Source organism: Nocardia altamirensis NBRC 108246 (assembly GCF_001612685.1).
GTDB classification, from domain to species: Bacteria; Actinomycetota; Actinomycetes; order Mycobacteriales; family Mycobacteriaceae; genus Nocardia; species Nocardia altamirensis.
In genome coordinates this window covers 1-23,770 of the sequence record NZ_BDAY01000045.1, presented here as the reverse complement: position 1 = coordinate 23,770, position 23,770 = coordinate 1, and the positions used below count along the sequence as shown (strand labels likewise).

18 protein-coding genes and 2 pseudogenes are annotated in these 23,770 nt (G+C 67.2%); 8 read left to right on the top strand and 12 right to left on the bottom strand.

Going from position 1 to position 23,770, the window contains the following annotated elements; all coding sequences use genetic code 11:
• The first annotated feature begins 114 nt into the window (after positions 1–114).
• From NA11_RS23135 to NA11_RS23125, 3 genes are all read left to right on the top strand, one after another.
• Complete coding sequence (locus NA11_RS23135) at positions 115–1,509, top strand: amidase (RefSeq protein ID WP_069164065.1); 1,395 nt, start codon at positions 115–117, stop codon at positions 1,507–1,509.
• A 15-nt stretch (positions 1,510–1,524) separates the two neighbouring features.
• Positions 1,525–2,016, top strand: a complete 492-nt coding sequence (locus NA11_RS23130; RefSeq protein WP_369691151.1) for a pyridoxamine 5'-phosphate oxidase family protein — start codon at positions 1,525–1,527, stop codon at positions 2,014–2,016.
• 80 nt (positions 2,017–2,096) lie between these two features.
• Positions 2,097–2,621: an Lrp/AsnC family transcriptional regulator gene (locus NA11_RS23125; protein WP_069164064.1), complete on the top strand. Its 525-nt coding sequence runs from the start codon at positions 2,097–2,099 to the stop codon at positions 2,619–2,621.
• A gap of 41 nt (positions 2,622–2,662) precedes the next feature.
• On the opposite strand, the gene ald is transcribed toward NA11_RS23125, so the two are convergent.
• On the bottom strand, positions 2,663–3,769 hold the full coding sequence (ald, locus tag NA11_RS23120; RefSeq protein WP_069164063.1) for an alanine dehydrogenase: 1,107 nt from the start codon (positions 3,767–3,769) through the stop codon (positions 2,663–2,665).
• A gap of 277 nt (positions 3,770–4,046) precedes the next feature.
• Between ald and NA11_RS23115 the strand changes: the two genes are divergently transcribed.
• The 4 genes and pseudogenes from NA11_RS23115 (at position 4,047) to NA11_RS23100 (ending at position 6,961) form a co-directional block, all read left to right on the top strand.
• Positions 4,047–4,688: a GntR family transcriptional regulator gene (locus tag NA11_RS23115; RefSeq protein WP_069164062.1), complete on the top strand. Its 642-nt coding sequence runs from the start codon at positions 4,047–4,049 to the stop codon at positions 4,686–4,688.
• A pseudogene (locus tag NA11_RS23110) lies at positions 4,688–5,922 on the top strand (MFS transporter). The gene NA11_RS23115 and the pseudogene NA11_RS23110 overlap by 1 nt, the downstream one beginning before the upstream one ends.
• Before the next feature lie 236 nt (positions 5,923–6,158).
• Complete coding sequence (locus NA11_RS23105) at positions 6,159–6,539, top strand: RNHCP domain-containing protein (RefSeq protein WP_069164061.1); 381 nt, start codon at positions 6,159–6,161, stop codon at positions 6,537–6,539.
• An 11-nt stretch (positions 6,540–6,550) separates the two neighbouring features.
• Positions 6,551–6,961, top strand: a complete 411-nt coding sequence (locus NA11_RS23100) for an RNHCP domain-containing protein (protein WP_069164060.1) — start codon at positions 6,551–6,553, stop codon at positions 6,959–6,961.
• Positions 6,962–7,038: 77 nt separating this feature from the next.
• On the opposite strand, the gene NA11_RS23095 is transcribed toward NA11_RS23100, so the two are convergent.
• The 11 genes from NA11_RS23095 to NA11_RS23045 all read right to left on the bottom strand — a co-directional run bounded on the left by NA11_RS23095 (position 7,039) and on the right by NA11_RS23045 (position 23,320).
• Complete coding sequence (locus NA11_RS23095) at positions 7,039–8,475, bottom strand: hypothetical protein (protein ID WP_141717781.1); 1,437 nt, start codon at positions 8,473–8,475, stop codon at positions 7,039–7,041.
• Positions 8,476–8,538: 63 nt separating this feature from the next.
• On the bottom strand, positions 8,539–11,289 hold the full coding sequence (locus tag NA11_RS23090; protein ID WP_245746093.1) for a hypothetical protein: 2,751 nt from the start codon (positions 11,287–11,289) through the stop codon (positions 8,539–8,541).
• Positions 11,290–11,518: 229 nt separating this feature from the next.
• Positions 11,519–12,430 (bottom strand): hypothetical protein, encoded by a 912-nt coding sequence (locus NA11_RS23085; protein WP_069164058.1) that lies wholly within the window; start codon positions 12,428–12,430, stop codon positions 11,519–11,521.
• Between the two features lie 46 nt (positions 12,431–12,476).
• Positions 12,477–13,946 (bottom strand): FAD-dependent oxidoreductase, encoded by a 1,470-nt coding sequence (locus NA11_RS23080; RefSeq protein WP_084654986.1) that lies wholly within the window; start codon positions 13,944–13,946, stop codon positions 12,477–12,479.
• A 41-nt stretch (positions 13,947–13,987) separates the two neighbouring features.
• On the bottom strand, positions 13,988–15,376 hold the full coding sequence (locus tag NA11_RS23075; protein ID WP_218023369.1) for a HAMP domain-containing sensor histidine kinase: 1,389 nt from the start codon (positions 15,374–15,376) through the stop codon (positions 13,988–13,990).
• Complete coding sequence (locus tag NA11_RS23070) at positions 15,373–16,044, bottom strand: response regulator transcription factor (RefSeq protein ID WP_069164057.1); 672 nt, start codon at positions 16,042–16,044, stop codon at positions 15,373–15,375. Before NA11_RS23070 ends, NA11_RS23075 begins: the two co-directional genes overlap by 4 nt.
• A 94-nt stretch (positions 16,045–16,138) precedes the next feature.
• Positions 16,139–17,791, bottom strand: a complete 1,653-nt coding sequence (locus NA11_RS23065; RefSeq protein ID WP_084654984.1) for an amidase — start codon at positions 17,789–17,791, stop codon at positions 16,139–16,141.
• Positions 17,792–17,943: 152 nt separating this feature from the next.
• Entirely contained in the window at positions 17,944–19,212 is a 1,269-nt protein-coding gene (locus NA11_RS23060; RefSeq protein WP_069164055.1) for a cytochrome P450, read from the bottom strand.
• A 118-nt stretch (positions 19,213–19,330) separates the two neighbouring features.
• A complete protein-coding gene (locus NA11_RS23055) occupies positions 19,331–20,833 on the bottom strand; it encodes an FAD-dependent oxidoreductase (RefSeq protein ID WP_245746088.1) in 1,503 nt (500 codons plus the stop codon).
• The gene (locus NA11_RS23050; protein ID WP_069164054.1) at positions 20,830–22,050 is read right to left on the bottom strand and encodes a cytochrome P450; all 1,221 of its coding nucleotides are present in this window, start codon (positions 22,048–22,050) and stop codon (positions 20,830–20,832) included. The genes NA11_RS23055 and NA11_RS23050 overlap by 4 nt, the downstream gene beginning before the upstream one ends.
• A 31-nt stretch (positions 22,051–22,081) precedes the next feature.
• The gene (locus NA11_RS23045; protein ID WP_069164053.1) at positions 22,082–23,320 is read right to left on the bottom strand and encodes a cytochrome P450; all 1,239 of its coding nucleotides are present in this window, start codon (positions 23,318–23,320) and stop codon (positions 22,082–22,084) included.
• Positions 23,321–23,588: 268 nt separating this feature from the next.
• On the opposite strand from NA11_RS23045, the pseudogene NA11_RS23040 reads away from it, so the two are divergent.
• Positions 23,589–23,770: pseudogene (locus NA11_RS23040) on the top strand (AMP-dependent synthetase); the annotation flags it as partial.

Genomic DNA, 23,770 nt, shown 5'->3' with positions numbered 1-23,770 from the left:
CGTCCGTATCGATTGCGGAATGGTCATACGGCTATCTACTGTCGTGTCTTCGGCGCGACAGTTTTCGTGCTGGGTCACACCGCTCGGGTAGTGATCGAGAGGAGCTAGAGCAAGATGGATCTCCAGGATGTCGTTTCCGCAGGCGTGGTCGAGCAGCGGGAGCTGTTGAACCAGGGGGTCCTCACGGCACAGGAGCTCATCGCCGCCACACTCGACGGCATCGACCAGGCCACCGATCTCGGTGCGTTCATCACGGTGCTGCACGAACAGGCGCTAGCCGAAGCGAAAGAACGAGATCGAGAACGCGCCGAGGGCCCGGTCGGTCCACTGCACGGCATTCCGATCGCGATCAAGGACGAGGTCGACGTCGCCGGTGTCGTCACCACCTTCGGCACCAGCGCCAACTCCACCCCAGCCGCCGCCGACGCCGAAGTGGTGCGCAGGCTCCGGGACGCGGGCGCGATCATCATCGGCAAGACCGCGATGCCGGAATTCGGCCAGTGGCCGTTCACCGAGTCGAGCACCTACGGCCTCACCCGCAATCCGTGGGATCGGAGCCGCTCGACCGGTGGCTCCAGCGGCGGTTCCGCCGCGGCGGTCGCGGCGGGTCTGGTCCCGGTCGCGATGGGCGGCGACGGCGGCGGCTCGATTCGCATCCCGTCGGCCTGCTGCGGGCTGTTCGGCCTCAAGCCGCAGCGCGGACGGGTGCCGGTGGCACCGCACGAACACCTCTGGTGGGCGCTCGGCGTGATCGGACCGTTGACCCGCACCGTGCTCGACTCCGCGATCGTCTATGACGTGATCCGCGGCAATTCCCCCTCCGACCGGTTCACCGCACCGGATCCGGCGCTGTCGTTCGAACAGGCCGTCCGGCAGCCTGTCGCCCCACTGCGCATCGGCTACAGCACGAAATCGCCGACGCCGCTGGCGAAGCCGGATCCCGAGCACATGCGTGCGGTGCACGACACCGCGAAACTCCTTGCCGAGCTCGGCCATACGGTCTTCGAGGTGGAACCGACCTACCCCGAATCCACGCATGCCTTCTTCCCCCAGTTCTTCGGCGGAGTACGCGCCGAGGCCGCCGAGGTCGAGCATCCTGAACTGCTCGAACGCCGCACCAAGCAGACCGTCGCACTGGGCGCCTGGGCCCGTCGCCCGGCGGTGGAGTGGGCGATCAAGCGGGGAGAAGTCTTGACACGCAAGGTCGATCGCGTCTTCGCCGACTGCGATCTGCTGCTCACCCCGACCCTCGCAGGCCGGCCACCCGAGGTCGGCATCCTCGACGGCGCGAGCACCATCGCCGCCCAGTTGAGGTCCATCCCGATGATCGCCTACACGGAGCTCTGGAACGTGACCGGGCATCCGGCCGCGGCACTGCCCGCCGGCGTCGCCGAGGACGGCTTGCCGCTGTCGGTGCAGCTGATCGGGCCGAGTAACGGTGAGACGGCGATCCTTTCGGTCGCCGCACAACTCGAGCAGGCCCGCCCGCACCCGCGGCCCGCGCGCTGAGCGCGAGGCGCTAGGGTGACGAATGTGACCGAATTGGGCGATATCGCACCGGCATTCGTAGCGATGGCGCACGACATCGTGTGGTGCACCGTCTCCACCACCGACACCGCCGGACGTGCGCGCAGCCGGATCCTGCATCCGATCTGGGAGTGGGACGGCCAGGAGCTGACCGGGTGGATCATCACCAGCAAGACGCCCGCCAAGCGTGCCCACCTCGAACACAGTCCCTACGCGGCATGCAACTACTGGGCGCCGTCCCATGACACCTGTCTTGCGGACTGCGCGGCCGACTGGGTCGAGGACATCGAGACGAAGAAGAGGGTGTGGGAGCTGTTCCGGACCACGCCCGAGCCGCTCGGCTACGATCCAGCAGGCATCGGTGTACCGGGTTGGACCGGACCGGAGGCGCCGACGGTCAGCGTGTTGCGACTACGTCCGTGGCGGCTGCGCGTGCTGGTCGGCAAGGATATGCTGCGCGGATTGCCTGCCACGAGCTGGCGCACCTAGACACGATTGTTACCTTCTGACGTCGAATATCATTCAAACAATCGACAGGGTCAGCAAACAACATTCGGTACGGTCGACGTATGCGCAAGAATGATTCACCTGTCGGCATCACCTCGACAGTAACCCCGCTACATCCCCCGGCCGGTGTACCCATTGATGATACCGACCGAATCCTGTTGGACCAGCTCGCTCGCGACGGACGCATGACGAACAACGCGCTCGCCGCGGCGGCGGGCATCGCACCGTCCACCTGCCTCGGGCGGGTGCGCGCACTGGTGGAGCGCGGCGTCATTCGCGGATTTCACGCCGACATCGATCCGGCCGCGCTCGGCCGCAGCCTGCAGGCCATGATCGCGGTGCGGCTGCGTGCAAGCGCGCGCCAGCAGCTCGCCGAGTTCGGCGAGGAGATGTCGGACTTCGAGGAGGTGCTCAACGTGTACTTCATCGCGGGCGCCGACGACTACCTGATCCACGTCGCCACCTCACACACCGACGAGTTGCGCCGGTTCGTGTTGAACAACCTGAGCGAGCACCCCGCGGTCGCCTCGACCGAGACGATCCTCATCTTCGAGCACATGCGGCCGCGCACCACACAGCCCGCATAAAAGGGCGGCCGACCAACGGCCGACCGCCCTTTCGGCATGCGTCAGGCTGCGAGGCTCTCCGCCACATAGCCGTGCGCCGCCGCGACGGACGCCGAAAGCAGCACACCACCGTGCGTGCTCAGTCCGGCGGCCAGGCCCTGATCCAGCGCCACCGCGTCGCGCCAGCCGTGCTCGGCCAGCGAAACCACGTACGGCAGTGTCGCATTGGTGAGCGCGACGGTCGAGGTGTACGGCACCGCGCCGGGCATGTTGGCGACGCAGTAGAACACCGACTCGTGCACCCGGTAGGTCGGCTCGGCGTGCGTGGTCGGCCGCGAATCCGCGAAGCAGCCACCCTGGTCGATCGCGATGTCGACCAGCACCGAGCCCGGCTTCATCTGCGCGACAAGGTCGTTGGAGACCAGCGTCGGCGCCTTCGCGCCCGGCACCAGCACCGCGCCGATGACCAGGTCGGCCTCGCGGACGGCCTTCTCGATTTCGAGCCGGTTGGACATGATGGTGCGCACCTGGCCCTTGTACTGGGCATCGATCTCGCGCAGGCGCGCGATGTTCAGGTCGAGCACGGTCACCTCGGCACGCATGCCGTGCGCGATGGCGATGGCGTTGCCGCCCGAGACGCCAGCGCCGATGACGACAACGTTCGCGGGCGGGGTGCCCGGCACGCCGCCCATCAGCACGCCGCGGCCGCCGCCGTTGCGCATCAGGTGGTAGGCGCCTGCCTGCGGGGCCAACCGACCGGCGACCTCGCTCATCGGAGCCAGCAGCGGCAGGGATCCGTCACGGCCGGTGACGGTTTCGTACGCGATGGAGGTGATGCCGGAGGCGAGCAGGGCGTCGGTGCACTCCTTGGAGGCGGCGAGGTGCAGGTAGGTGAACAGCACCTGGCCATCGCGCATGCGCGAGTATTCCTCGGCGACCGGCTCTTTCACCTTCAGCACGAGATCCGCTGTGCCCCAGACCTCGTCGGCGGTGTTCAGCACCCTGGCGCCCGCGACGGTGTACGCCTCGTCCTCGAACGCCGAGCCGCGACCGGCACCGGTCTCGATGTAGACCTCGTGGCCGCGCGAGACGAGCTCGTGGACACCGGCCGGAGTGATCGCCACCCGATACTCGTGGTTCTTGACCTCGCGGGGGATCCCGATCTTCACCTGCGCTCCTGAATGTCGATGGATGGGTCGATAGTCGATCCGCATGATGTGGACCTTTCTAGGTGAAATGATGAAGATCATGCAAGATCATGTCTAGATCTTTGAAGATAATTCTCAATATTGATTGCGAACCAGTCGAATCATCAGATCGAGACAACCTGCGGTACCCCCATCCGCAAGATGTTCGACAGAACACACCCCCACCGCGCCTGCGGCGTGACGAGAGTTACAGACCCACGAGTCGGTTATTCGGGCGACCAGCCCTAAGATACAACTTGTGTCTAAGACGTATTCATCCGCTGAGCAGGCCTATCGCGAGGTGAAGGAGCGCATCCTCACCGGCACCCTCGCCGGCGGCGAGCTCATCAGCGAGGGCGAGATCGCCGGCGAACTCGGCACCTCACGCACGCCCGTACGCGAGGCATTCCTGCGTCTGGAGACCGAAGGGTGGATGAAGCTCTACCCGAAGCGCGGCGCCCTGGTGGTGCCGATCCCGCCCGACGAGGCCGAGCACGTCGCCTACGCCCGCTACGTCGTCGAGGCGGCGGCGGTGCGCGCGCTCGCCTCGACCGACCGCACCGCGCTCACCGCATCGTTCCGTGCCTCGCTCGACCGGCAGCGCGCGCTCGCCGCCGCCGGAGACCTCGACCAATTCACCCTGGTGGACACCGACTTTCACCGCTCGTACGTGATCGCGGCAGGCAACCCACTGCTCGCGGGCTTCTACGACTCGCTGCGCGAACGGCAGCGGCGGATGAACAGCGTCGCGCTGCGCCGCGGACCGATCGACATCGACCGGATCATCGAGCAGCACGCCCACCTCGCCGGGCTCATCGAAGCCGGTGACGTCGACCGGTTCGCCCCCGCGCTCGCCGAGCACCTTGCCGGCGTGCACCAACTGGAACTACGGGGGCTGTGATGACGACACAGACGCCGATCCGGCAGTCCCCCACCGATATCGCCGCGAAGCAGTGGTGGGGCGTGGCCGCCGCCATGTTCGCGATCGCCTGGGGCGGTAATGAATTCACGCCGTTGCTGGTGATGTACAAGAACCACGGGTTGCCCGTCACCACGGTGGACCTGCTGCTGTTCTACTACGTTCTCGGCATCGTGCCCGCGCTGCTGATCGGCGGGCCGCTCTCGGACCGGTACGGCCGACGCGTGGTGCTGCGGCCTGCGCCGTTCGTGAGCGCGGCCGGTTCGCTGCTGCTCGCCTTCGGCGCCACCTCGGTGCCGATGATGTCGGCGGGTCGCGTCCTGTGCGGTGTCGCACTGGGATTGGCGATGGCGGTCGGCAGCAGCTGGCTCAAGGAACTCTCGCAACCGCCGTTCGGCGCCGCCGCGCCAGGCGGTACCGGGGCACGGCGTTCGGCGATGAGCCTGACAGGTGGCTTCGCCGTCGGCGCGGGATCGGCTGGGCTGCTTGCCCAGTGGGCGCCTTGGCCGAACACCCTCGCCTATCTGATCACGTGACGCTGTGCCTGTGCGCCGCCCTCTGGGTAGCTCGGGCACCCGAAACAGTGGTCCCCCAGGCGAATCCGGGTCGGTTGCTCGATGATCTGAAGATCCCCGCAGCCAGCCACCGCAGGTTCCGGCGCGTGCCACTGCCGGTCGCGCTGTGGCTGTTCACCTCTGCCGGAACGGCTTACGCGATCATGCCGACGCTGATGGCGCCGCACATTCACGGCGCGCCGATCGCGTTCTCCGCGTTCGTCGGCGTGCTCACGCTGAGTTGCGGCTTCGCCATCCAGTCCGTCGCGCGCCGGATCGACAAGCCGGGCACCGCCCGCGCGGCCGTCGTCTCGCTGGTCCTCGGCACGGTCGGCATGGCGATGGCGGCCTGGGCGTCCGGCGCGCTGACCCTCGTCGCGACGCTGGCGACCGCCGTCGTCCTCGGCTGCGGCTACGGCATCGGCCTGGTGGCCGGGCTCCAGGAGATCGAGCGGATCGCCCGCCCCGACGACCTGGCCGGGCTGACGGCGGTGTTCTATTCGGTCAGCTACCTCGGCTTCGGCGTTCCGGCGCTGCTGTCGTTCCTGAACCAGCGCTTCGACGTCGACTACCCGTCGATGTTCGCGTGCTGCGCGCTCGCCGCCGCCGCGTGCCTGGCGCTGGTGGCCGGCAACTACCGCAGCAAAATCAGTGGCGAGTGAGACCGCGGCGTTGCTACGGTTGCCGCCGCGCGGAGAGCGCGCCCGAGAAATCGGACTGCCGGGCTGACGGCCCCTGAAACGAAGGATGCCTATGACCCGGAATGCGCCGAGCGCGCCTCCCCACGTGACGTCGAGCCGCCAAGGTCTCGCCGCCGCCTCACGCCGCTAACCTCTTCGAGGCGCGCTCGGCCTGCTCCTGCTGTTCTGCATTCAGACCAAGCACAAGGAGTATCCGGGTGTCAGACAACACCTCTACCACGCACGGGCCAAGCGCATCGCTGCGTACCGACACCTTCACCTGCGTCCGCTGCGGCCTCGTCGTCGCGACGCTCGCACCGGACAACAGCTGGCGCAATCACTGCCCGAGCTGTTTGCATTCCCGGCACACCCACGACCACGTCGAGGGCGGCCCCTCGGAATGCCGGGCCAGGATGGCGCCGCTGTCCATCGCGGTGCTGCGCACCGGCGAATGGGCCGTGGTGCACCGCTGCACCCGCTGTCAGGAGCTGGCGCTGCACCCCGTGTGCGGCGACGACAACCAGCTCATTCTGATGCGCATGGCGGTCCGGCCACTGGCCGAGCCACCGTTCCCGCTCGAAGTCTTCGGCGATCTGTAGGGGGTGCGCCGATGCCACGAAGGAAACCAGTGCCGCGCCGTCCGCAACGCGCCAAGGACGTATTGCACGGGCGCGCAGGCGAATCCGGTGACGCGTTCCGGTGCGTCGGGTGCCGGATGGACGTGCCGGTCGACGCGCCGGGCACCGCGCATCGCAACCACTGCCCGCATTGCCTGGCCAGCCGCCACGTCGACCGGCGGGTCCCCGGCGATCGGGCCGAGACGTGCCGCGGGCGGATGACCGCGGTGAGCATGTCGGCGCGCGAGGACGGCGAGTGGTTGCTCGTCCATCAATGCGTCGCGTGCGGCGCGTTGAAGGCGAATCGCATTGCGGGCGACGACAATGCGCTCGCCTTGATGCGGATCGCGTTGCGCCCGTTGGCCGATCCACGCATCGGCCGACGCGCGCTGCTGTCGCTGTGACACTGCCCGGTGTCTACCTCGGCGCGAGGTAGACACCGGTGCAACTGCCGCGAACCTCCTATCGATCCGGCGACGCGTCATCGTTTGCCAGGATCCTCAGGTTCATTGATGATCGCCTCTGCCGCTTCGATGAGCTTGCCGGGGTTTCCGATCATCAGGCGCGTAGCGGCGTAGGCCGTCGGGTTGAGGCTGAAGTACCGGCTGGGGCGGTCCAGGATCTTTACGCCATTACCGACGAGCACAACAACCCGGTCGACGTAGCCGGCTTGGGGCCAAGCCCAGAACCTGGCATCCACCAACTCGACCAGATTGACCGTCGACTTCGCGTCGGCAGTGACGACCAGAGTCGAGGCCTGTTTTCCTTTCCCCGCAATATATTTGAGCGCCGCCTCGACGTTGCTGGTCTCCACTTTGTAGAGTTCGCAGAATTCGTTGCCCCAGAGAAAGTCCGGGTACTTCACGCCCTGGACCTGCGGCATTTTCGCCTTCGGTTCGCTGGCGAGTTTGGCGACGAGCGGCTCGTAGTCATGCGGCAAGACTTCCGGGAGCGCAACCACTCGCTTTCCGGTCGCCTTCGACAGCGCCTCCATCATCTCGGGCTCATAGTCTTTCAACTTCACCTGCTTGGGCCGAGGTAGTTCGTGCACGCCCTTGAAACCGGGCCCGAGCCGTTTCTCCACGATCCGCAGCCATTGGGCCAGTCGTGCTCCGTAATCGATCCGCGCGAGGAAGAAGTTGATGTCGGAGGTCTGCGTCGAGGTGAGCTTGCCGGCAAGCTTCAACAGCTTGAGGAACTTCACGAACGCCTCCGGCGGAAGCACCCGAAGACCGATCGCCATGCCGAGCGAGAACCGCGTTATCTGAGCGGCGCCGACCGTCGGAAGCAGCCGCGCCAGCACGACGGCGATTGCGCGCCGGGTGGTGACGACTGCGCGGACCCCGACGTTCACCAACGGGTTCAGCACCCTCGGGAGGATGAGACCGAAAGCAGCCCATGCCTGTTCGGTCGCGCTGAGCTGACGGAAGCCGACGACCTGATAGCCGGAGACGGCCTCGAACGCCAAGACGACCTCGCCGATGCCCGGGATGACGGTCAAGACGAAATCATGGACCTCGTTGGTGAACTCAGCGGCTTTGGCCAGCTCGGAGCCGGCCAACGGCCGCTCTCCCGCGGTAATCTGCAGGATCTCGAACGCGACGTTGAGCTGCTGGACCCAGATCGGCGGCCAGCCGCCCGCGATCGACCTGACCTGGGCGGCATCCGGAGGGGACCCGCCGAGGATCTCGCGGATCGTCGCATCCAGGTGGCCCGTCGCCGCGGCAGCGGCGTCCAACACACTAGTGACGTTGAACGCCATGACACCTGGCCACCGCATCAGTTCGGCTCGACTGCGCCAGCCTCTGATCAGCGTCCTGACCTCCTTGGCGATCTCACCTGCCGCCGCCATATCCGCCCGCGGCACCGTGCGGGACTCCGGACCCCGCAGGTTGTCGGTACCGCGGGCGAGCGCCACCGCGTGTTCGAAGTAGACCAAGGTGTCGGCAACCAGACCCCACTGGATGTCTTCCACCGCAACTCAGACCGTGCTGCCGAGGTTGGACCCGATCTCGATGTCGGTTCCCGAGGACGGGGTGTATTCGCCCCACTCCGCGATCAACGCACCCTTGGTGCCCGGTTGGAGTACCGCGAACGGGGTCACCGTTCCGTCGTGGGCTCTGTCGAGCTTGGCGACCACGATGTGTGTCTCATCGGGGATCGCGGTGATGGTTTGTGTCTCCTGGATGGGTCGTTTGTCGGCGGGATCGATCGTGTCCACCGAGTCGATGACCACTTGAGCGCCCACCAGGAATCCGACAGACGAGTCGACCTTGATGTTCTTCGGCCCCGAACTCTTCGCGACGGCGACGGACGAGGTCGTCGCGACCGCCTCTTCGAGCCGAACCGCGTTGCGGGCGGGGTTGGCCGGCGGGATGCCGGGATAGTTGCGAGCGTCGTACGCCGCGATCTCCTTGGCGATCGACAGATACTCCGCGTACTTCGGGTTCGGCGGCAGCGGAGAACCGTTGAGACCGCCCTCGACGAAGTTGATCCAATCCTGTTCCCAGCCCTTGCGGACCGTGAGGACGACCCTCGCGCTGCCGGACCGCAGGAAAGCCTGGCGGGTCGAATCACGATGGCGGAGTCGACGAATGAAGTTCCAGCTGGTCGGCACGTCCCAGAAGTAGGAGTACAGGAACGTGACCACGTTCTCCCACTCGATGGCCTGGTTGATGAAGCGGATGAGGCCCTCGTGTTCGGACACCGCGGCCCAACTCGCGGCGTCCAAGCCCAACACGTTCTCATCGAATCCGATCCCGTGCTCGATGTCGACACCGGCCTGCTGGAACGCCTTGATGACCGACTCCGGCATGAACGCGAAAGCAGGTCCGAGCAGGAAGCGGAGTACACCCTTCATGATCTCGTCGCTCTCTTCGCGGCGCAGCGTCAGCGTGTCCACCCCCTCGATCTGTTCCTGCAGCGCAGACGCTTTGGTGGCGATATCTTGCTGCCGCTCGTAATGCTGCCCCTGCGCCGCGTCGCGCAGAATGTTCCACACCGTGGCCTGCCACTTCTCTCGAACCAGGGTGCTCGCCGGTGGCCGTCCCGGCTCCGGCTCACCGCGTGTCGGTATCTCCTCCAGTTCGGCGACGACCTTGATCGAGGTTTGCCGATTGTTCTGCAACCGGAACGAGATCGGCACCCGACCGGTCGCATGGAGCATGAACCTGCCCCATTCGTCCGAGGTCAGTTCGATGGGTCCGAGCGCGCCCTGATCCATCTCCCACACGTAGTTCGATCCGAGCACCTCGAGCTTGACCTTGTAGCTGCCGGTACGGCTCGCTGAGTTCCACCACAGGATCAGCTTCTTGATCCGATAGCCCTCGGGAATCTCCAACGGATCCGGGGTGAAGATCCGGGCATCGTCGAAGTTGGGGGTGTCAGCGATGTTGAGTTGCGGGCTCGCCGGCGGTCGCGGCGGGTCGGGCACCACTGCCCCGTACCGCTCGGCCAGCACCAGGTGGTGCGGCTGCGTCTCGCCCTTCTCCGTCAGGATCCTGTCGGTGATTTCCGAGTGCGGGATGTCGAAGTGAAACGGCCCGAGCTGTTTACGGTAATCGGCGAGTTCCTTGTGCATCTTGCGGAGCCCGGCGCCCGGCTCCGGGATCACCAGGTCGTAGGTCAGCCGGAGACCGTACCGGTACAGCCGCACCCGCCACTTACGCATGAGACTGAAGTAGTCGACCCGCATGGCCTCGGAATCGCTCGGGTTCTTCAGCGTCCTGGTCGAGACCTCCTCCGTGCCGGTGACGGTGGTGGTGGAGATGGTGATCTTGTGTTCCTGCTTGGCCCGCGACGACGCCTTCTTGGTCAGTGCCGTGGCATGTTTGGTGCTGTCGGTGGCCGATTGCGAGGTGGAATCCTGCGCGGTGAATCCCGAGGACGCGGAACCGTTGATCACCGGGATACCACCGGAAACCGTTCCGGTGATGTTGAACTGGTTGGAGTGCTGCGCCTGCGAACTCGTGGACTGAGCGAGCTCGGTGTTGTCGGTGACCCCCGTCTCGCTGGTGTTCTCCAGCGAGTCGGTCACGATCGAGGTGAATTCCTTACTGCGCACCGACCACTCTTTGTGGCTGACCGCGGTCACCTCCAGCGGGGCCAGCGGAATGGTGGCGATGAGCTCGCCGCGTTCGAGCCCTGCCGGTGCCATCTCCAGCCGTTCGAGATTCAACATGCCCAGTGGCGTCGCTTGTGCGTTGACAGCCAGTGCCTTGACCGCGACCACGGCATTACGCAACGCCTGCTGGGCCGAGCCGATGCTGCCGTCCGCCAGGGCAGCGGCCGCCGAATCGGCGACGAGTCCCTCGATGCTCTTCCGTCGCAAGCTGATCACAGCGTCCCCGAAAGCCTGCAGCGCCGCCACGGGAACATCGACGAACTCTGCGGGCGACGGCAGCACGACGGGCAGCTCTGACCGTTCGAACGCTCCGAGCAGGTCGAGCAACGAGTCCGCGATCCCTGCCTGCTGCGTGACATCTGCGGACAGGAACCGAGCGCGAACCGTGTCCACCTCACCCGACTGCAGGTCGAGCTGGCGGACGAAGGCGGACTTGATCAGTGCCTGGCCACCCGTCGGCTGCGGCAATTTCAGCTGAACCAAGGTCGCCTTGGTCATCTCCCGCGCGGAGCTGGTCAATACGCGCGGCGCGGGCGGCTCCGGCGGCCGAGTACCCGACACCGCCACCTCACCGTCGTGCTGAGCCAGGGTCAGATCAGTGTTCGCCATGGCAGGTTCCTCGGTTTGTTGCGCTGGACTGGACATAGGCCGAGCATTGCCGAGCCGACAACAAGCCGTCCATCTGCCAGTCCGCTGAACGAACTCGCGAACATCCATCACGATTGCGCGCGAGAACCTTCGACTGTTTCGACAGCACGTCGGCAACCGCAAGGCCTGGTTGCGAGGTCCGCAAGACGGCCGAATACGTTTGTCGGCAACGCTGTTCGATGCACCCGAGCTAGTCGCGGACGGCCTGCACCTCGGCCTGTACCTCGGCTTGCAGCACCCGGCGCAACCGCGCCGCCTCGGCGTCGAGCGCCGCCGCCTGCAGATAGGCGGCGGTCGTCTCGGCGAGCAGATTGGTCCATCGGGCGACGCGTTCGGCGCGGCGGGTGATCTCCTCGGCCGCGGTGCCGTCCCCGTTCGCGGCGGCGGCGCGCGCCTCGTGCAACTTCTGCTCGGCCCTGAATTGTCTTGCGCGACAATGCTCCGGATCGAACACCTCGTCGCGGACGTCGGCGGCTTCGTCCTCCAGCTCGATGATCCGCGCCAGCCGCGGGTCCGCCCGATCGATGACATCCTCGGGCGCCCACTCCACCTCGGTGGTCTCCCACGGTAGGTCGAGGGCTTCGTCGTTCAACGCCTTGCGCTCGAGGTAGCGCCGGTGATCCTCCTCGGCCCACTCGAGGTACTCGCGGTATTCGCGCATGTCCTTCTCGGTGATCGGCCGATGCCGTGGGTTGGCGGTCATCGACACCGCGACGGCGTTGTCGGGATAGCGGAGCACCACGGTGACCACGGAGACGGCGCGCGGTTCCGGCTCGCCTTCCACCCGCGCCATCATCACCTCGTAGCGATGCTCGTCCACCACCCGCTCGCACGCCTGCTCGAAGAGCCCGCAGGCGATCTCGTAGTGATGCCCGGCCGTGCTCCCGGTGAGGGGATGCGGCTCGCCCAGTTGCGCCGCACCCGACTCGACGATGGCGCCGTCGTGGGCGATCTCCCACGTGTAGAGCTCGGTGACCGCGTCGGCGGACGAGCATGGCAGCGCGTCGGTGGTTTCGGTGGCGTCGTGCACGGTCCGCTCCCCTGTTGTGGCGAAGGCTGGCGGACATCGGAGCGCCGTTCCCGCCGCCGTTTGCACGACCATGCTTCCCCTTCCTGGCGCTGCTCGCCACCATCAATGTTGGGACCGGCTAGGAACCGGCAGAAACCAGGCAGTCCAGCAGGGCATCGATCGACCCGCCATGTGCCCGAATTTCGGCGCGCACTGCCTGCTCGGCGGCGGTGGATGGACCGGAGAGCAGCGCGTCGAGCATGCCCGCGTTGATGACCTCGCCCGGCGGGACGAGCAGGCCTGTCATCGCGAAATAGCTCAGGAAGGTCGGATCGAAGTCCGCTCCGCGGTGCGCGAACTGCTGCGTCATCCGCTCCAATGCGAGGTCGAAGTATTTGTGCAGCAGCGCAACGCCCTCGAATGCCGTGCCACCGCTGTGTTCGACGCCGGGCCACCGGAGATCTTCGAGCGAGCTGAGCCACCAGGCCGGGTAGGAGGCGCGCTGGATCCGTTGCAGGACGGCCTGTTCGAAGCCGGGCCCGTCGTGGTCGCGGAGCGTGGCGGCGATGGTCTCGGCCTGGATCGCGGCGACCGTCATACCCTGGCCGTAGATCGGATCCACGGTGGACAGTGCATCACCGAGCACGAGCAGCCCTGCGGGCCAGCGCTCCATCTGCTCGTAGTGGTGCCGCACGCACACCGGAATACGGAAACCTCGTGGCGCAGTCAGTGGTTCGGCGTCGCGCAATGCCTCTGCCAAGGCGGGGCTGATCAGCTTTGTCAGACCATGGTCGAACCCTTCGGCATCGGTCGGCGGATACTGACCGCCGATGCCGGACAAGCAGGCGCTCCACACGTCGCCCTCGATGCGCTTGAGCACGCCGCCCGCCGGATTGGCTGCGGTGTAGTCGTTCTCGACGACGATCAGCGGAACGGCGTCGTCCTGCCCTGGCGGAACCCGGTAGTAGCGGGTCGTGTATCCGATGCCGGAAGTGACGAGCTCGTCCGGCGGTGCCGCGTACCCGAGCACGGAAAGCCATTGCGGCAGTTTCGACGACCGCCCGCTCGCGTCGACGACTAGGTCCGCCGTCATGGTCGTCGACTCGGCGGCGCCGCTGTGCCGAACGCGGACGCCGGTGATCCGGGTCAGGTCCGCTGTGGCGCACAGCTCGACGACCTGTTGGTCGTAGCCGAAGTGGACCGTCGGAATCGCCTGCACGCGTTCGCGAATCGCCTGTTCGACCAGTCCCCTGCTGTAGAAGGCGGCCTTGCCCGGTGGATGCATCGCCATCGTCCCGAACCGGTTGGTCCAGTTCAACGCGGCACCGTTCAGCGGAAAAGCGCCGAGCCGCAACACGTCATCGAGAAAATCCGGGAAAAGCTGCTCCAGGATCTGCTCGCCGCGCGGCAGCATCTGGTGCAAGTGGAAACTCTGCGGCACACCACGGCGCCGCACCCCCGGGCCAGGCGTGCTGTCGCGGTCGAGCACTACGACGTCGGCATAGTGCTCGGAAAGCACCCGCGCCGAGAGCAATCCGGCGATCCCGCCGCCGATGACGAGTGCGCTGCCGGTCTTGCCCGCGAGGTTCATGCCTTCCACGGTAGGCATTCCCCGCGGCGCTCACCTCATACCGAAGCGTGAACCGGTTGTCATTCGGTGGTACTAGAGCGGGGATTGTCCTGCGGGAAGTCGAGTCGGAAGACGGCTCCCCCGCCGTCGGCGGAGGCCGCGGTTGCCGTGGCGCCGTGCAGTTCCGCGACCTGTTCGACGATGGCCAAGCCGAGACCGTGACCGGGTTTCGCACGGGCGGTGGCGGATCGGTAGAAGCGGTCGAAGACGTGCGGGAGATCGTCGGCGGGGATGCCGGGGCCGTGGTCACGCACGGTCAGCACGTTGTCGTACAGCTCGACGCGGACGACGCCGTGCGGTGGGCTGAATTTGGCCGCGTTGTCGAGGAGGTTCGTCACGGCGCGGGCCAGCCGGACCGGCACGCCGGTGATCGTCGTCGGCGTCAGCTCGGCATCGAATGTCACAGCGGGCCAGTGACGTTCCGCGGCGCGGAGACGGTCGGCGATGAGCAGGTCGAGGCGGAGGTCTTCGAAGACCTCCGGCGCGGCAGCAGGGTCGTCGGCGCGGGCGAGATCGATGAGGTCGGTGACGAGGCCGGACAGTTCCTCGGACTGGGTGCGCAAACCCGCTGCCGTGTCGTCGAGTTGGTCCGGAGTGAGGCGGGATGCGCGACGAAGGAGATCAATGTTGGTGCGCAGGGCGGTGAGTGGGGTGCGGAGTTCGTGGGAGGCGTCGGCGATCAGACGGTGCTGGGCTGCTCGGGAATTCCGTTCCGCGGTCAGCGCCTGGTCGAGTTCGTCGAGCATGATGTTGAAACTGGTTGCCAGGCTGCGGAGTTCGTCGGGGCCGGTCACGCTGATGTGCTGTCGCGGATCACGCGTGCCCGCGACGCGTTCGGCAGCGGCGGTCAAAGTCGTGACCGGGGCAACGACACGGCGCGCGACGGCGACGCCGACAGCGATGGCGAGCGCTGTGCCGATCGCCGCGGCGGCGAGCAGCGCGTACGCCACCCGGCGCAGGCTGGTGTCGACCGGATCGGCGCGCTGCGCAATCTGTACCGCGGTGCCCGAACGCAGTGGAGCGGTGTACATCCGGAGCGGATAGCCGTCGAGCGTGACGTCACTGAAGTACGCGGGCCGCGCCCCCGCGGCGACCGCTCGCGTTCCGGCGTCGACCGGCAACTGCTGCTCGTCCTGCGCGGATTCGATCTGCCCGTCGCTGGCCACCACCTGAACACAACTCGGCGCGGTCAGGTACCGGCACGACCCGGATGCCGTGGCGACATCGGCGTCGGTGCTGATCGTGCGGCTGATGCGCGTTGCCTCCCTGCGCAATCCGAGGTCGAGCGAGTCGTTCAGTTCATGGGCGACAACGGCATACGCGGCAACGGCCATCCCGGCCAGTGCGAGGGCGATGGCGGCGACGCAGAAAACGGTGACGCGGGCGCGCAACGAGCCGGGCAGCCTCACGCCGGCGCCAGCCGGTATCCGATGCCGCGCAAGGTGTGGATCAGCCGAGGCTCGTCGTCGGCTTCGAGCTTGCGGCGCAGGTAGCGGATATAGACCTCGAGCGAATTCGAGGTCGGGCCGAGCTCGCTGCCCCACACGCGTTCGATGAGCGTCTCACGCGGCAACGCCTGGCCTTCGTTGCGCAGCAGCACCTCGAGCAGCGCGAACTCGGTGCGGCTCAGCTCGACGCCGCGAGCACCGCGACGCACCGTGTGCGCGGTGGTGTCCATCACCAGATCCGCACAGGACAGCACGGCACCGTCCTCGGGATACGTGCGCCGCACCAGCGCACGCACCCGGGCGAGCAGCTCGTCCAGATCGAACGGTTTGACCAGATAGTCGTCGGCCCCCGCATCGAGCCCGTCGACCCGATCGGCGACCGCGTCCCGCGCCGTGAGCATCAAGATCGGTGTGCGGTCCCCGCGCGCCCGCAGCTGCCTGCACGCCGTCAGCCCGTCCATGAACGGCATCAGCACGTCGAGCAGCACCACCTCCGGCGGCCACCGCTGCATCTCGGCCAACGCGGCCGCTCCGTCACTCGCGGCCCTGGTCTCATACCCTTCGCTGGCCATCGCGCGCACGAGGGCATCCCGGACCGCGTCCTCGTCGTCCACCACCAGTACGCGCATCACCCGGATGATACGGATGCCATCAGCGCAGGCAGGGAGCCCGCCACTGTCGTGCCTGGACAAATCGGCACGCGATGAACCCAGTTGCGGCGCGCTATGGACTCAGTTGCGGCACACGGCGGTGGAAGTCGCTGTGCTGTTGGATGTCGATCGCGATCTGGAGCAGTTTGGCGTCGGTGTAAGGGGCGCCGAGCAGCTGAACCCCGACCGGAAGACCGGTCGTCGAGCTCGGCGCGGTCGGGATGGCCACGGCGGGCAGGCCGCAGTAGTTCGCGTCGTTGGTTTGCGGGGCCATCGCCATGCCCTCTTCGGGGCCGTAGTCGCCGTAGGGTGGCCGGTCGACGATTTCGGTGCCGAGTACCGGCAGCAGGATGGCGTCGAGCTCGTGTTCCTTGAATTTCGCGAGCCAGGTCTCGAGTCGCTGCGTGCGTTTGCGCTGGATATGCAGGAAGTCGACCGCCGACAACCCCAGCTTCTCGAAACCCTCCATGGCTTCGCGCAGATACCGGGTATAGCGCGACTTGTCCTTCGACCACCATTGCCGCTGGTATTCGGCGATCTCCACACCCTGCGCGACAAGCATGTCCAGGTAGGTCATGGCGGCGGGCGCCTCGAATTCGACGATGGTCGCGCCGGACGCTCGCAAGGTCTCCCGCATCGCGGCGGAGGCAGTGGCGATCCCCGACTCCAGCGGCGCGGGATACGGCGTCGGGACACCGATCCGGAACTGGCTCAACCCTTTTGCGCTCGGTGCGGTAGGGAAGCCCGGCTGTCCCCACCCGACGATGGCCGCGGTACGCGGATCCATCGGGTCGACGCCGGCGATCACCTCGAGCAGCGGCCCGAGATCGGCGGCACTGCGGGCCATCGGGCCCACGTTGTCGAAGGTCCATGCGACCGGAATGGTGCCGTAGACGGACGCGATGCCGCTGGTCGGCTTGATCGCGCAGACATTGCAGCACGACGCCGGAATACGAAGGCTGCCAGCGGTATCCGTCCCGTATGCGGCGGCGGTGAACCGAGCGGCCAACGCGGCGGCGGAGCCACCGGACGAGCCGCCGGGCACCTTGCGCGGATCCCACGGGTTCGCGGTCTGCTCGGTCAGCGAGCCGATCGCCATCTGGTGCGTGTGCACGTGGCCGAGCAGCGGCATCCCGGCCGCCTTCATGCGCCGCCATGCCGTCGAATCACCCTTCGCGACATTGCCGTCGAGCACCGGAACGCTCGCGGTCAACGGAAGGCCTTGCACCGCATAGACATCCTTGAGCGCGACCGGCACACCGCACAGCGGCGGTGCGTCGCGGGCCGCAAGCCGCCGGTCCGCATCACGCGCCTGTTCGCGCGCCTGATCGGCGTACTTCCGCACGAACGAGTTGATCGCCGCATCATGGCGATCGATCCGATTGAGCAGCGCATTGGTGAGGTCGGAACTCGTCACCGCTTTAGCCCGCAGCAGTGCGATGGATTCGAGCACGCCGAGCGCGGTGAGATTCGTGCGGTCGATGTCGTCGGGATTCGGTAGCCGCAGCTCGAAGCTCGGTGCCGCCGAGCTCGGCCGGACCAGCAATGGCGCAGGGAACGGCGGAACGGTATCGGTGCCGGTGGGGTCGACATCCGGAAGCACGGTGATCTCCGCGTCGAGCGAGGGCGGCGGACCGACGTCGGTCGAATCGTCCCGCGAACAGGCCGACAGTGTCGTCGCGGCCGTGCCGACCGCCACCATTCCGAACAACGAGCGTCGATCCATTGCAGGCCTCCTTGCGAGCCGCGTAGGTCCTTCCCTCCGTGCCGGTGATCAATGCCAAACGTACCGGAGGGTCTGCTCCGCGCGTCTCATCGAACTCGCATCCGGTGTCGGTCACCCTGCACCCGGGGCGAACCGGGTGCAGGGCGCGTCGACTACGCGGGGGTGAACCGGGTCGGCAGCGCCTCCAGCCCGCGAATCACCACGTTCGGCTTGTACGGCGGCGTGTCCGTCAGCAGCTCGATGTCGCGGACCTTGCGCAGCAGCACCTCGAGCAGGATCTCCATCTCCAGCAGCGCCAGCGGCGCACCGAGGCAGTAGTGGATGCCGAGGCTGAACCCGAGGTGCTTCTTCGCCGGGTTCTTCGGATCGGAGTACCGCGCGACGTCGATCCGGTCCGAATCGGGGAACGCGGCATCGTCGCGGTTGGCCGAATTGATCAGCACCACAACGCCTTCGCCCTGCTCGAAGTCGTGGCCTGCCACGGTGATCGGCCGGGTGGCCGCCCTGGTGGTGATCTGCACGGACGGCTCGAGGCGAAGCAGCTCGTCGGGCGTGGCGGGAATCAACTCGGGACGCGCACGCAGCGCGGCGATCTGATCGGGATTGCGCATCAGCTGCAGCATGCCGGTGCCGATCAGGTTGGCGGTGGTCTCGTGCCCGGCCACGAAGGTGGTGATGCAGGTGGCCAGCAGCTCCTGCTCGGTGAGCACGTCGCCGCGATCCTCCACCTGGGAGAGCACGCTCAGCAAGTCGTCCTTGGGGTCCTTGCGCCGCTCGTTGAGCAGCTCACGGAAGTAGCCCATGAACCCGCGCGATCCGGCGCTGCGCGCCTTCAACGCCTCCTCGGGCAGCGTGTAGTCGTGGTCGAACCCGCGCGCCAGGTCCTGCGACCACTGATGCACCTGCTGGTAGGCCTCCTTGGGCACGCCGATCAACTCACACGCGATGATCAGCGGCAGCGGATAGGCGATCAGCTCGACGAGGTCGAACTCGCCCGATTCCAGGGCCGTGTCCACGAGCTGCTCGGTGAGCTCTTCGATGCGCGGACGCAGCCTGGTCACCATGCGCGGGGTGAAGCCCTTGGTCACCAGGTTGCGCAGCCGGGTGTGGTCCGGCGGCTCCATCCAGAGGAACGAGGTCGGCAGTTCCTCCGGCGCGTCCTCCGGCTTCACCGTCGGGTGCATCATCCCGGCCTCCTCCGCGTGGCTCCACGCGGTGGTCGACAGCACGGCGACACAGTCGTCGTAGCGGGTGAGCAGATGGTGGCCGAGCGGGGTCTGATGCACCGGTCCTGCCTCGCGCAGCACGCGCGCCGGGGCATACGGGTCGGCTCGGCCGTCGGGGCCGAACAGTTGGGCGATGGCGGTCTGTACGGCGGAATCCTGTTCCGCGACAGCCGTGCTCGCGTGCGACGAGTCCATGTCGAGTGTGTCCCTCCTGTGCGGTACACCGACGGGCTGTGCCGGTGTAGCCGGTCCTTCGGAATGCGTCAGCGTTCGGAATACGTAGGGAGGTGCCGGTCCGCGCCGCTGCGGATCATCACCTCGTCGGCTCGATGGGGAGAGGAGTGCGGTCGGCGGATGGTTGGGCGCCGACACTGGTGGCCGGTTGCCCACCGACGTCGGCAGCTGGTTGCCCGCCGACATCGGTGGTCGCTTGCCCTATCTCGGTGGCCGGTTGCCCGCCGACACCGGTGGTCGCGGCGGCACTGCCGCTATCGAAACCGCCGCTATCGAAACCGCCGGCACCCATGCCGCGCAGCAGGATTCGACGGGCGAGCCGTGGCCGCAGCAAAGCGGCGGGCGGTTCGACGAGATTCGCCACACGTAGAAAGGTTCTGGCGACCACGGGATCGACGTGGGCGGCGCGGTGGACGCGGGCCACGTAGGCGTTGGTCACCCTGGTACGGGCGGTGCGTGGACCGACGACACCCGCGTGGCTGAGGTCGGCCCCTGCCGCCAGCTGCCAGGCGACGTCGACGACTTTGCCTACGGCACTGTAGAACCGGCCAGACAGGTCGGCGGTGTCGCCCGCCACCAGGCAGTCGTGCAAGGCGAGCGCCTGCTGCGCAGCCACCGCCATACCCTGTGCATACAGCGGGTTGAAGCTGCACAGCGCGTCGCCGAGCACCAGAAACCCTTGCGGCACTTCGTCGAGCCGCTCGAAGCGGCGGCGCACCGGAGAACGGAACCGGTGCGGCACCACCTCACCGAGCGGCTCCGACGTCGTCACGATCTCGTGAATGTCCAGTGCCGAGATCGTCGCCGCGAACGCCTCGAAGCCGACGGAATCGACGGGCGGATGATCGCCGAGCATCCCGGCGAGGGTGACGTGCCAGCGGTCGCCCTCGACCCGAATCGCTCCGCCGCCACGGCCGTTCGGGCCGGTCGAGATGATCACCGAGGACTGATCGCCCAGTTGCCCCGGCGTGCGGCGGAAGAACCGCGACGCATACCCGAGGTCGACCTCGAGCCGGTCCTCGGCGGGCGCCTGCGCGCCGATCGCCGTGAGCCACGCCGGTGCCCGCGAGCCACGCCCGGTCGCATCGACCACGAGGTCGGTGGCTTGCGTATAGGCACCGTGTGCACCGGAGACCGACACCGCACGCACCCGCTGCGCGTCACCGATCAGGCCTTGTGCGGCGCCCTCGCACAGCTGCACCCCTGGCGCGGCCAGCGTGCGTTGCCGCAGCACGGATTCCAGCAACGGCCTGGTGGCGATCACCGAGGTGAGACCCGTCGAGGTCGGCGCGACCCGCAATCCCCCGACATACCAACGGGTTCCGACCAATGCCTCCGCAGTGGTCGCGCCGCGTTCTGCCATCTCGGAGGTGAACCCCGGGTACAGCTGTTCGATGATCGTGCGGCCTCGGTCGAGCAAGCCGTGCAGGTGCCGCGCCTGCGGCACGCCGCGCCGCACCTCCTCGGACTCGACGCTGTCCCGCTCGAAGATCGTGACCCGGGCGTAGTGCTCGGAAAGCACACGGGCGGCGAGCAATCCGGCGATGCCTGCCCCGAGGACGACCGCGTGCCCTTCGGTCACAGCGTCACCGGCAGGGACAAGATGCCCCGATGGATCAGGCTCGGCTGGTAGCCGACGGTGTCGGTGACCAGCGCCAATTTCGGTGCGCTCGCGAGCAATTGGCCGACCGCTGCTTCGGCTTCGATCCGCGCCAGCGGCGCTCCGACGCAGTAGTGGATGCCGAGGCTGAACCCGAGATGCTTCCGGGCTGGCCGGTTTCCGGCATACCGGGTGACGTCGAAGACGTCGGCATCGGGATAGACCCGGTCATCCCTGCTTGCCGACGCGGTCAGCACCACCACGCCGTCGCCACGCTGGAACCGGTACTCGCCCACCGCCGTATCGGCGAGCGCCACCCGGATGGTGAACTGAGTGGGAGCGTCGTAGCGCATCATCTCGTCCAGCGCAGGCCCGATCAGCTCCGGGTTGTCCCGCAGCAGCGCAAGCTGTTCCGGGTTGCGCAGCAGCGCAAGCATGCCGTTGCCGATCAGGTTGATCGAGGTCTCCATGCCTGCGACCAAGGTGAGCAGCGAAATACCGATCACCTCGGGTTCGGTCAGCTGCCCGTCCTGGCTCGCCGCGACCAACGTGCTCAACAGATCCGATGCCGGGTTGTCCTTCTTCTGCTGGATCAGCCGCCCGAAGTACCCCATGCACTCCATCGCCGCCGCACCACGCGCGGTCACATCCGCCTCACCGAGCAGCGAATCGGGGTCACTGCCGCGGGCAATGGCCAACTGCCACTGCCGGAACAGCGCCGCGTCGGCCGGGTCGGCGCCGAGCAGCCGCACCGGGACCATCGCCACCGCCAACGGCACCGCCAGGCCGTTCAGCACATCCAGCTCGCCGCGGCGCAGCGCCGCCTCGACCAGGTCCTGCACGACCTGTCCGGCCAGCGGCACCATGTCGGCCATCATTCGCGGCGTGAACGCCTTGGCCACCAGCTTCCGGTAGCGGCTGTGCTCCGGCGGGTCCATCCGCACGAACGAGCCGGGAATCGCGGCGGTGGTGTCCCGGAACGGGCTGATGCCCGCGGCATAGCCGTGGCCCCAGTCGGTGCCGGTGAGGATCGCGGCGCACTCTTCGTACCGGGTGATCAAAGTGACCGGCACATCGCCGAATTCGTAGGGGAACAGCGGTGCGGCGTCGCGCACCCGGCGATAGGCCGGATACGGGTCGGCCCGCTCGCTCGGATCGAATGCGTCGAAGGTGACATCGGCGGGGACGGCGGTACTCATCGTGGCTCCTGTGGTTGTGCGCGATCGAGGCTCATCGGCCGTCCAGCCGCACGCGTAGCTGGGACATGCCGCGCACGACCACATTCGGCCGGTAGGGCGGCTCCTCGAGCAGGGACATGGACCCGACCCGCGCGGCGAGCGCCCGCAGCACCACCGACATCTCCAGCCGCGCCAGCGGCGCGCCGAGGCAGTAATGCAGGCCGAGCCCGAAGGACAAGTGCCGCTCCGCCTTTCGACCGCGGGCATATCGGGAGATATCGAAGCGGTCGGCGTCGGGGAACGCGAGCGGATCGCGGTTGGCCGAGGCGAGCAGCACGATCACCGCATCGCCCGGCACGAAAGTGTGGCCCGCGATGGTCATTTCGGCGTGCGCGGTCCTGGTGGTCAGATGCACCGGTGCGTCATAGCGCAGCACCTCGTCCACGGCAGGCTCACACAACTCGGGAAAGCTGCGCAGCCGTTCGAACTCCTCCGGGTTGCGGATGAGCGCGAGCACGCCGTTGCCGATGAGGTTCACCGTGGTCTCGTGGCCTGCCACCACGAGAATCAGCAGGGTGCCGAGCAATTCGTTCGAGGTGAGCTTGGCGCCTGCGTCGTCGGCCTGCACCAGCGCCGTGATCAGGTCGGCGCGTGGGTCGGCGCGGCGCTGCTCGACCAGCTCGCCGAAGAAGTCGAGGAACGCGTACACGGCGGCGGTGCGCGCAGCCAGCTCGTCCGGCGACAGCAGCACATCGGGGTCGAGGCCGCGGGCGATGCTGGTGGAGATCTCGCGCACGTGCTCGTGCTCCTCGGCGGGCACACCGAGCAGCTCACACACCATGGTCAGCGGCAGCGGGTAGGCCAACGCGTCGAGCAGATCGACCTCGCGCTCGGCGAGCATCGTGTCGAGCAGCTCGTCGACCAGCTGCTCGGCCCGCTCGCGCATGCCGCTGATGGTGCGCGCGGTGAACGCCTTGCTCACCAGGCCGCGCAGTCGGGTGTGGTCCGGCGGCTCCATCCACAGGAACGACCCGGGGAGCTCGACATCGCTGTCGCCGTGCAGCAGTTGCGGTTCCTCCGCGTGGCTCCAGCGCGCATCCTGCATGATCGTCTGCGCCTCCTGGTGCCTGGTCACCAGGTGCATGTCGTGCGGGCCTGGCACGAACGGGCCTGCGCCGCGCAACACCTCGTAGCTGCGGTACGGGTTGTGCCGCAGGTGCGGAGCAACGCTTTCGATGACCGCCAGCTGGACCGGGGTCAATTCCTCTACCACCGGATGGTCGGAACTCACCGGCAACTCCTCCGATAGCGGGTTTTCCTGAAAGGATGTGCGCCACCGCTGAAATGGCGGTCCACAATGTCGGTACTGCATAAGCAATTCCGCGGTCCATCGTCGGCCGCACCGACATCCCTGCGCACCGGCGATCACCCGTTCCTATCGCGCCATAGTCGAAATCCTTTATTGTGCACAACGATTGGTTGATCGCCCTTCTTTATCGCACACGGCAATTCACAATCAGTTCAAGGCACCGTCACAATTCGCTGTTGTCGTGGCAGTCATGAATTCCGCGGAAACGGTGGCAACCCTGCACGGCCGCATGGCCGAGATCTCGGCCGCGCATCCCACGGTGGCCGCCACGTTCTGGTCGGTCTCGGAGACCGTTGACTACGCCGAACTCAACCGGCGTTCGCTGGCGGCGGCCGCCGCGCTGGTCCGGCGCGGTGTGCGCAGGGGCGAGCC

What these genes read in the sequence shown, in the direction of transcription:
- NA11_RS23125 (WP_069164064.1), top strand. Translation starts at nt 2,097, where the DNA reads ATGCGCAAGAATGATTCACCTGTCGGCATCACCTCGACAGTAACCCCG.
- NA11_RS23070 (WP_069164057.1), bottom strand. Translation starts at nt 16,044, where the DNA reads ATGCGCGTACTGGTGGTGGACGACGAGGACGCGGTCCGGGATGCCCTC.
- NA11_RS23090 (WP_245746093.1), bottom strand. Translation starts at nt 11,289, where the DNA reads ATGGCGAACACTGATCTGACCCTGGCTCAGCACGACGGTGAGGTGGCG.
- NA11_RS23085 (WP_069164058.1), bottom strand. Translation starts at nt 12,430, where the DNA reads ATGGTCGTGCAAACGGCGGCGGGAACGGCGCTCCGATGTCCGCCAGCC.
- NA11_RS23065 (WP_084654984.1), bottom strand. Translation starts at nt 17,791, where the DNA reads ATGGATCGACGCTCGTTGTTCGGAATGGTGGCGGTCGGCACGGCCGCG.
- NA11_RS23050 (WP_069164054.1), bottom strand. Translation starts at nt 22,050, where the DNA reads ATGAGTACCGCCGTCCCCGCCGATGTCACCTTCGACGCATTCGATCCG.
- NA11_RS23060 (WP_069164055.1), bottom strand. Translation starts at nt 19,212, where the DNA reads ATGGACTCGTCGCACGCGAGCACGGCTGTCGCGGAACAGGATTCCGCC.
- NA11_RS23080 (WP_084654986.1), bottom strand. Translation starts at nt 13,946, where the DNA reads ATGCCTACCGTGGAAGGCATGAACCTCGCGGGCAAGACCGGCAGCGCA.
- NA11_RS23100 (WP_069164060.1), top strand. Translation starts at nt 6,551, where the DNA reads ATGCCACGAAGGAAACCAGTGCCGCGCCGTCCGCAACGCGCCAAGGAC.
- NA11_RS23135 (WP_069164065.1), top strand. Translation starts at nt 115, where the DNA reads ATGGATCTCCAGGATGTCGTTTCCGCAGGCGTGGTCGAGCAGCGGGAG.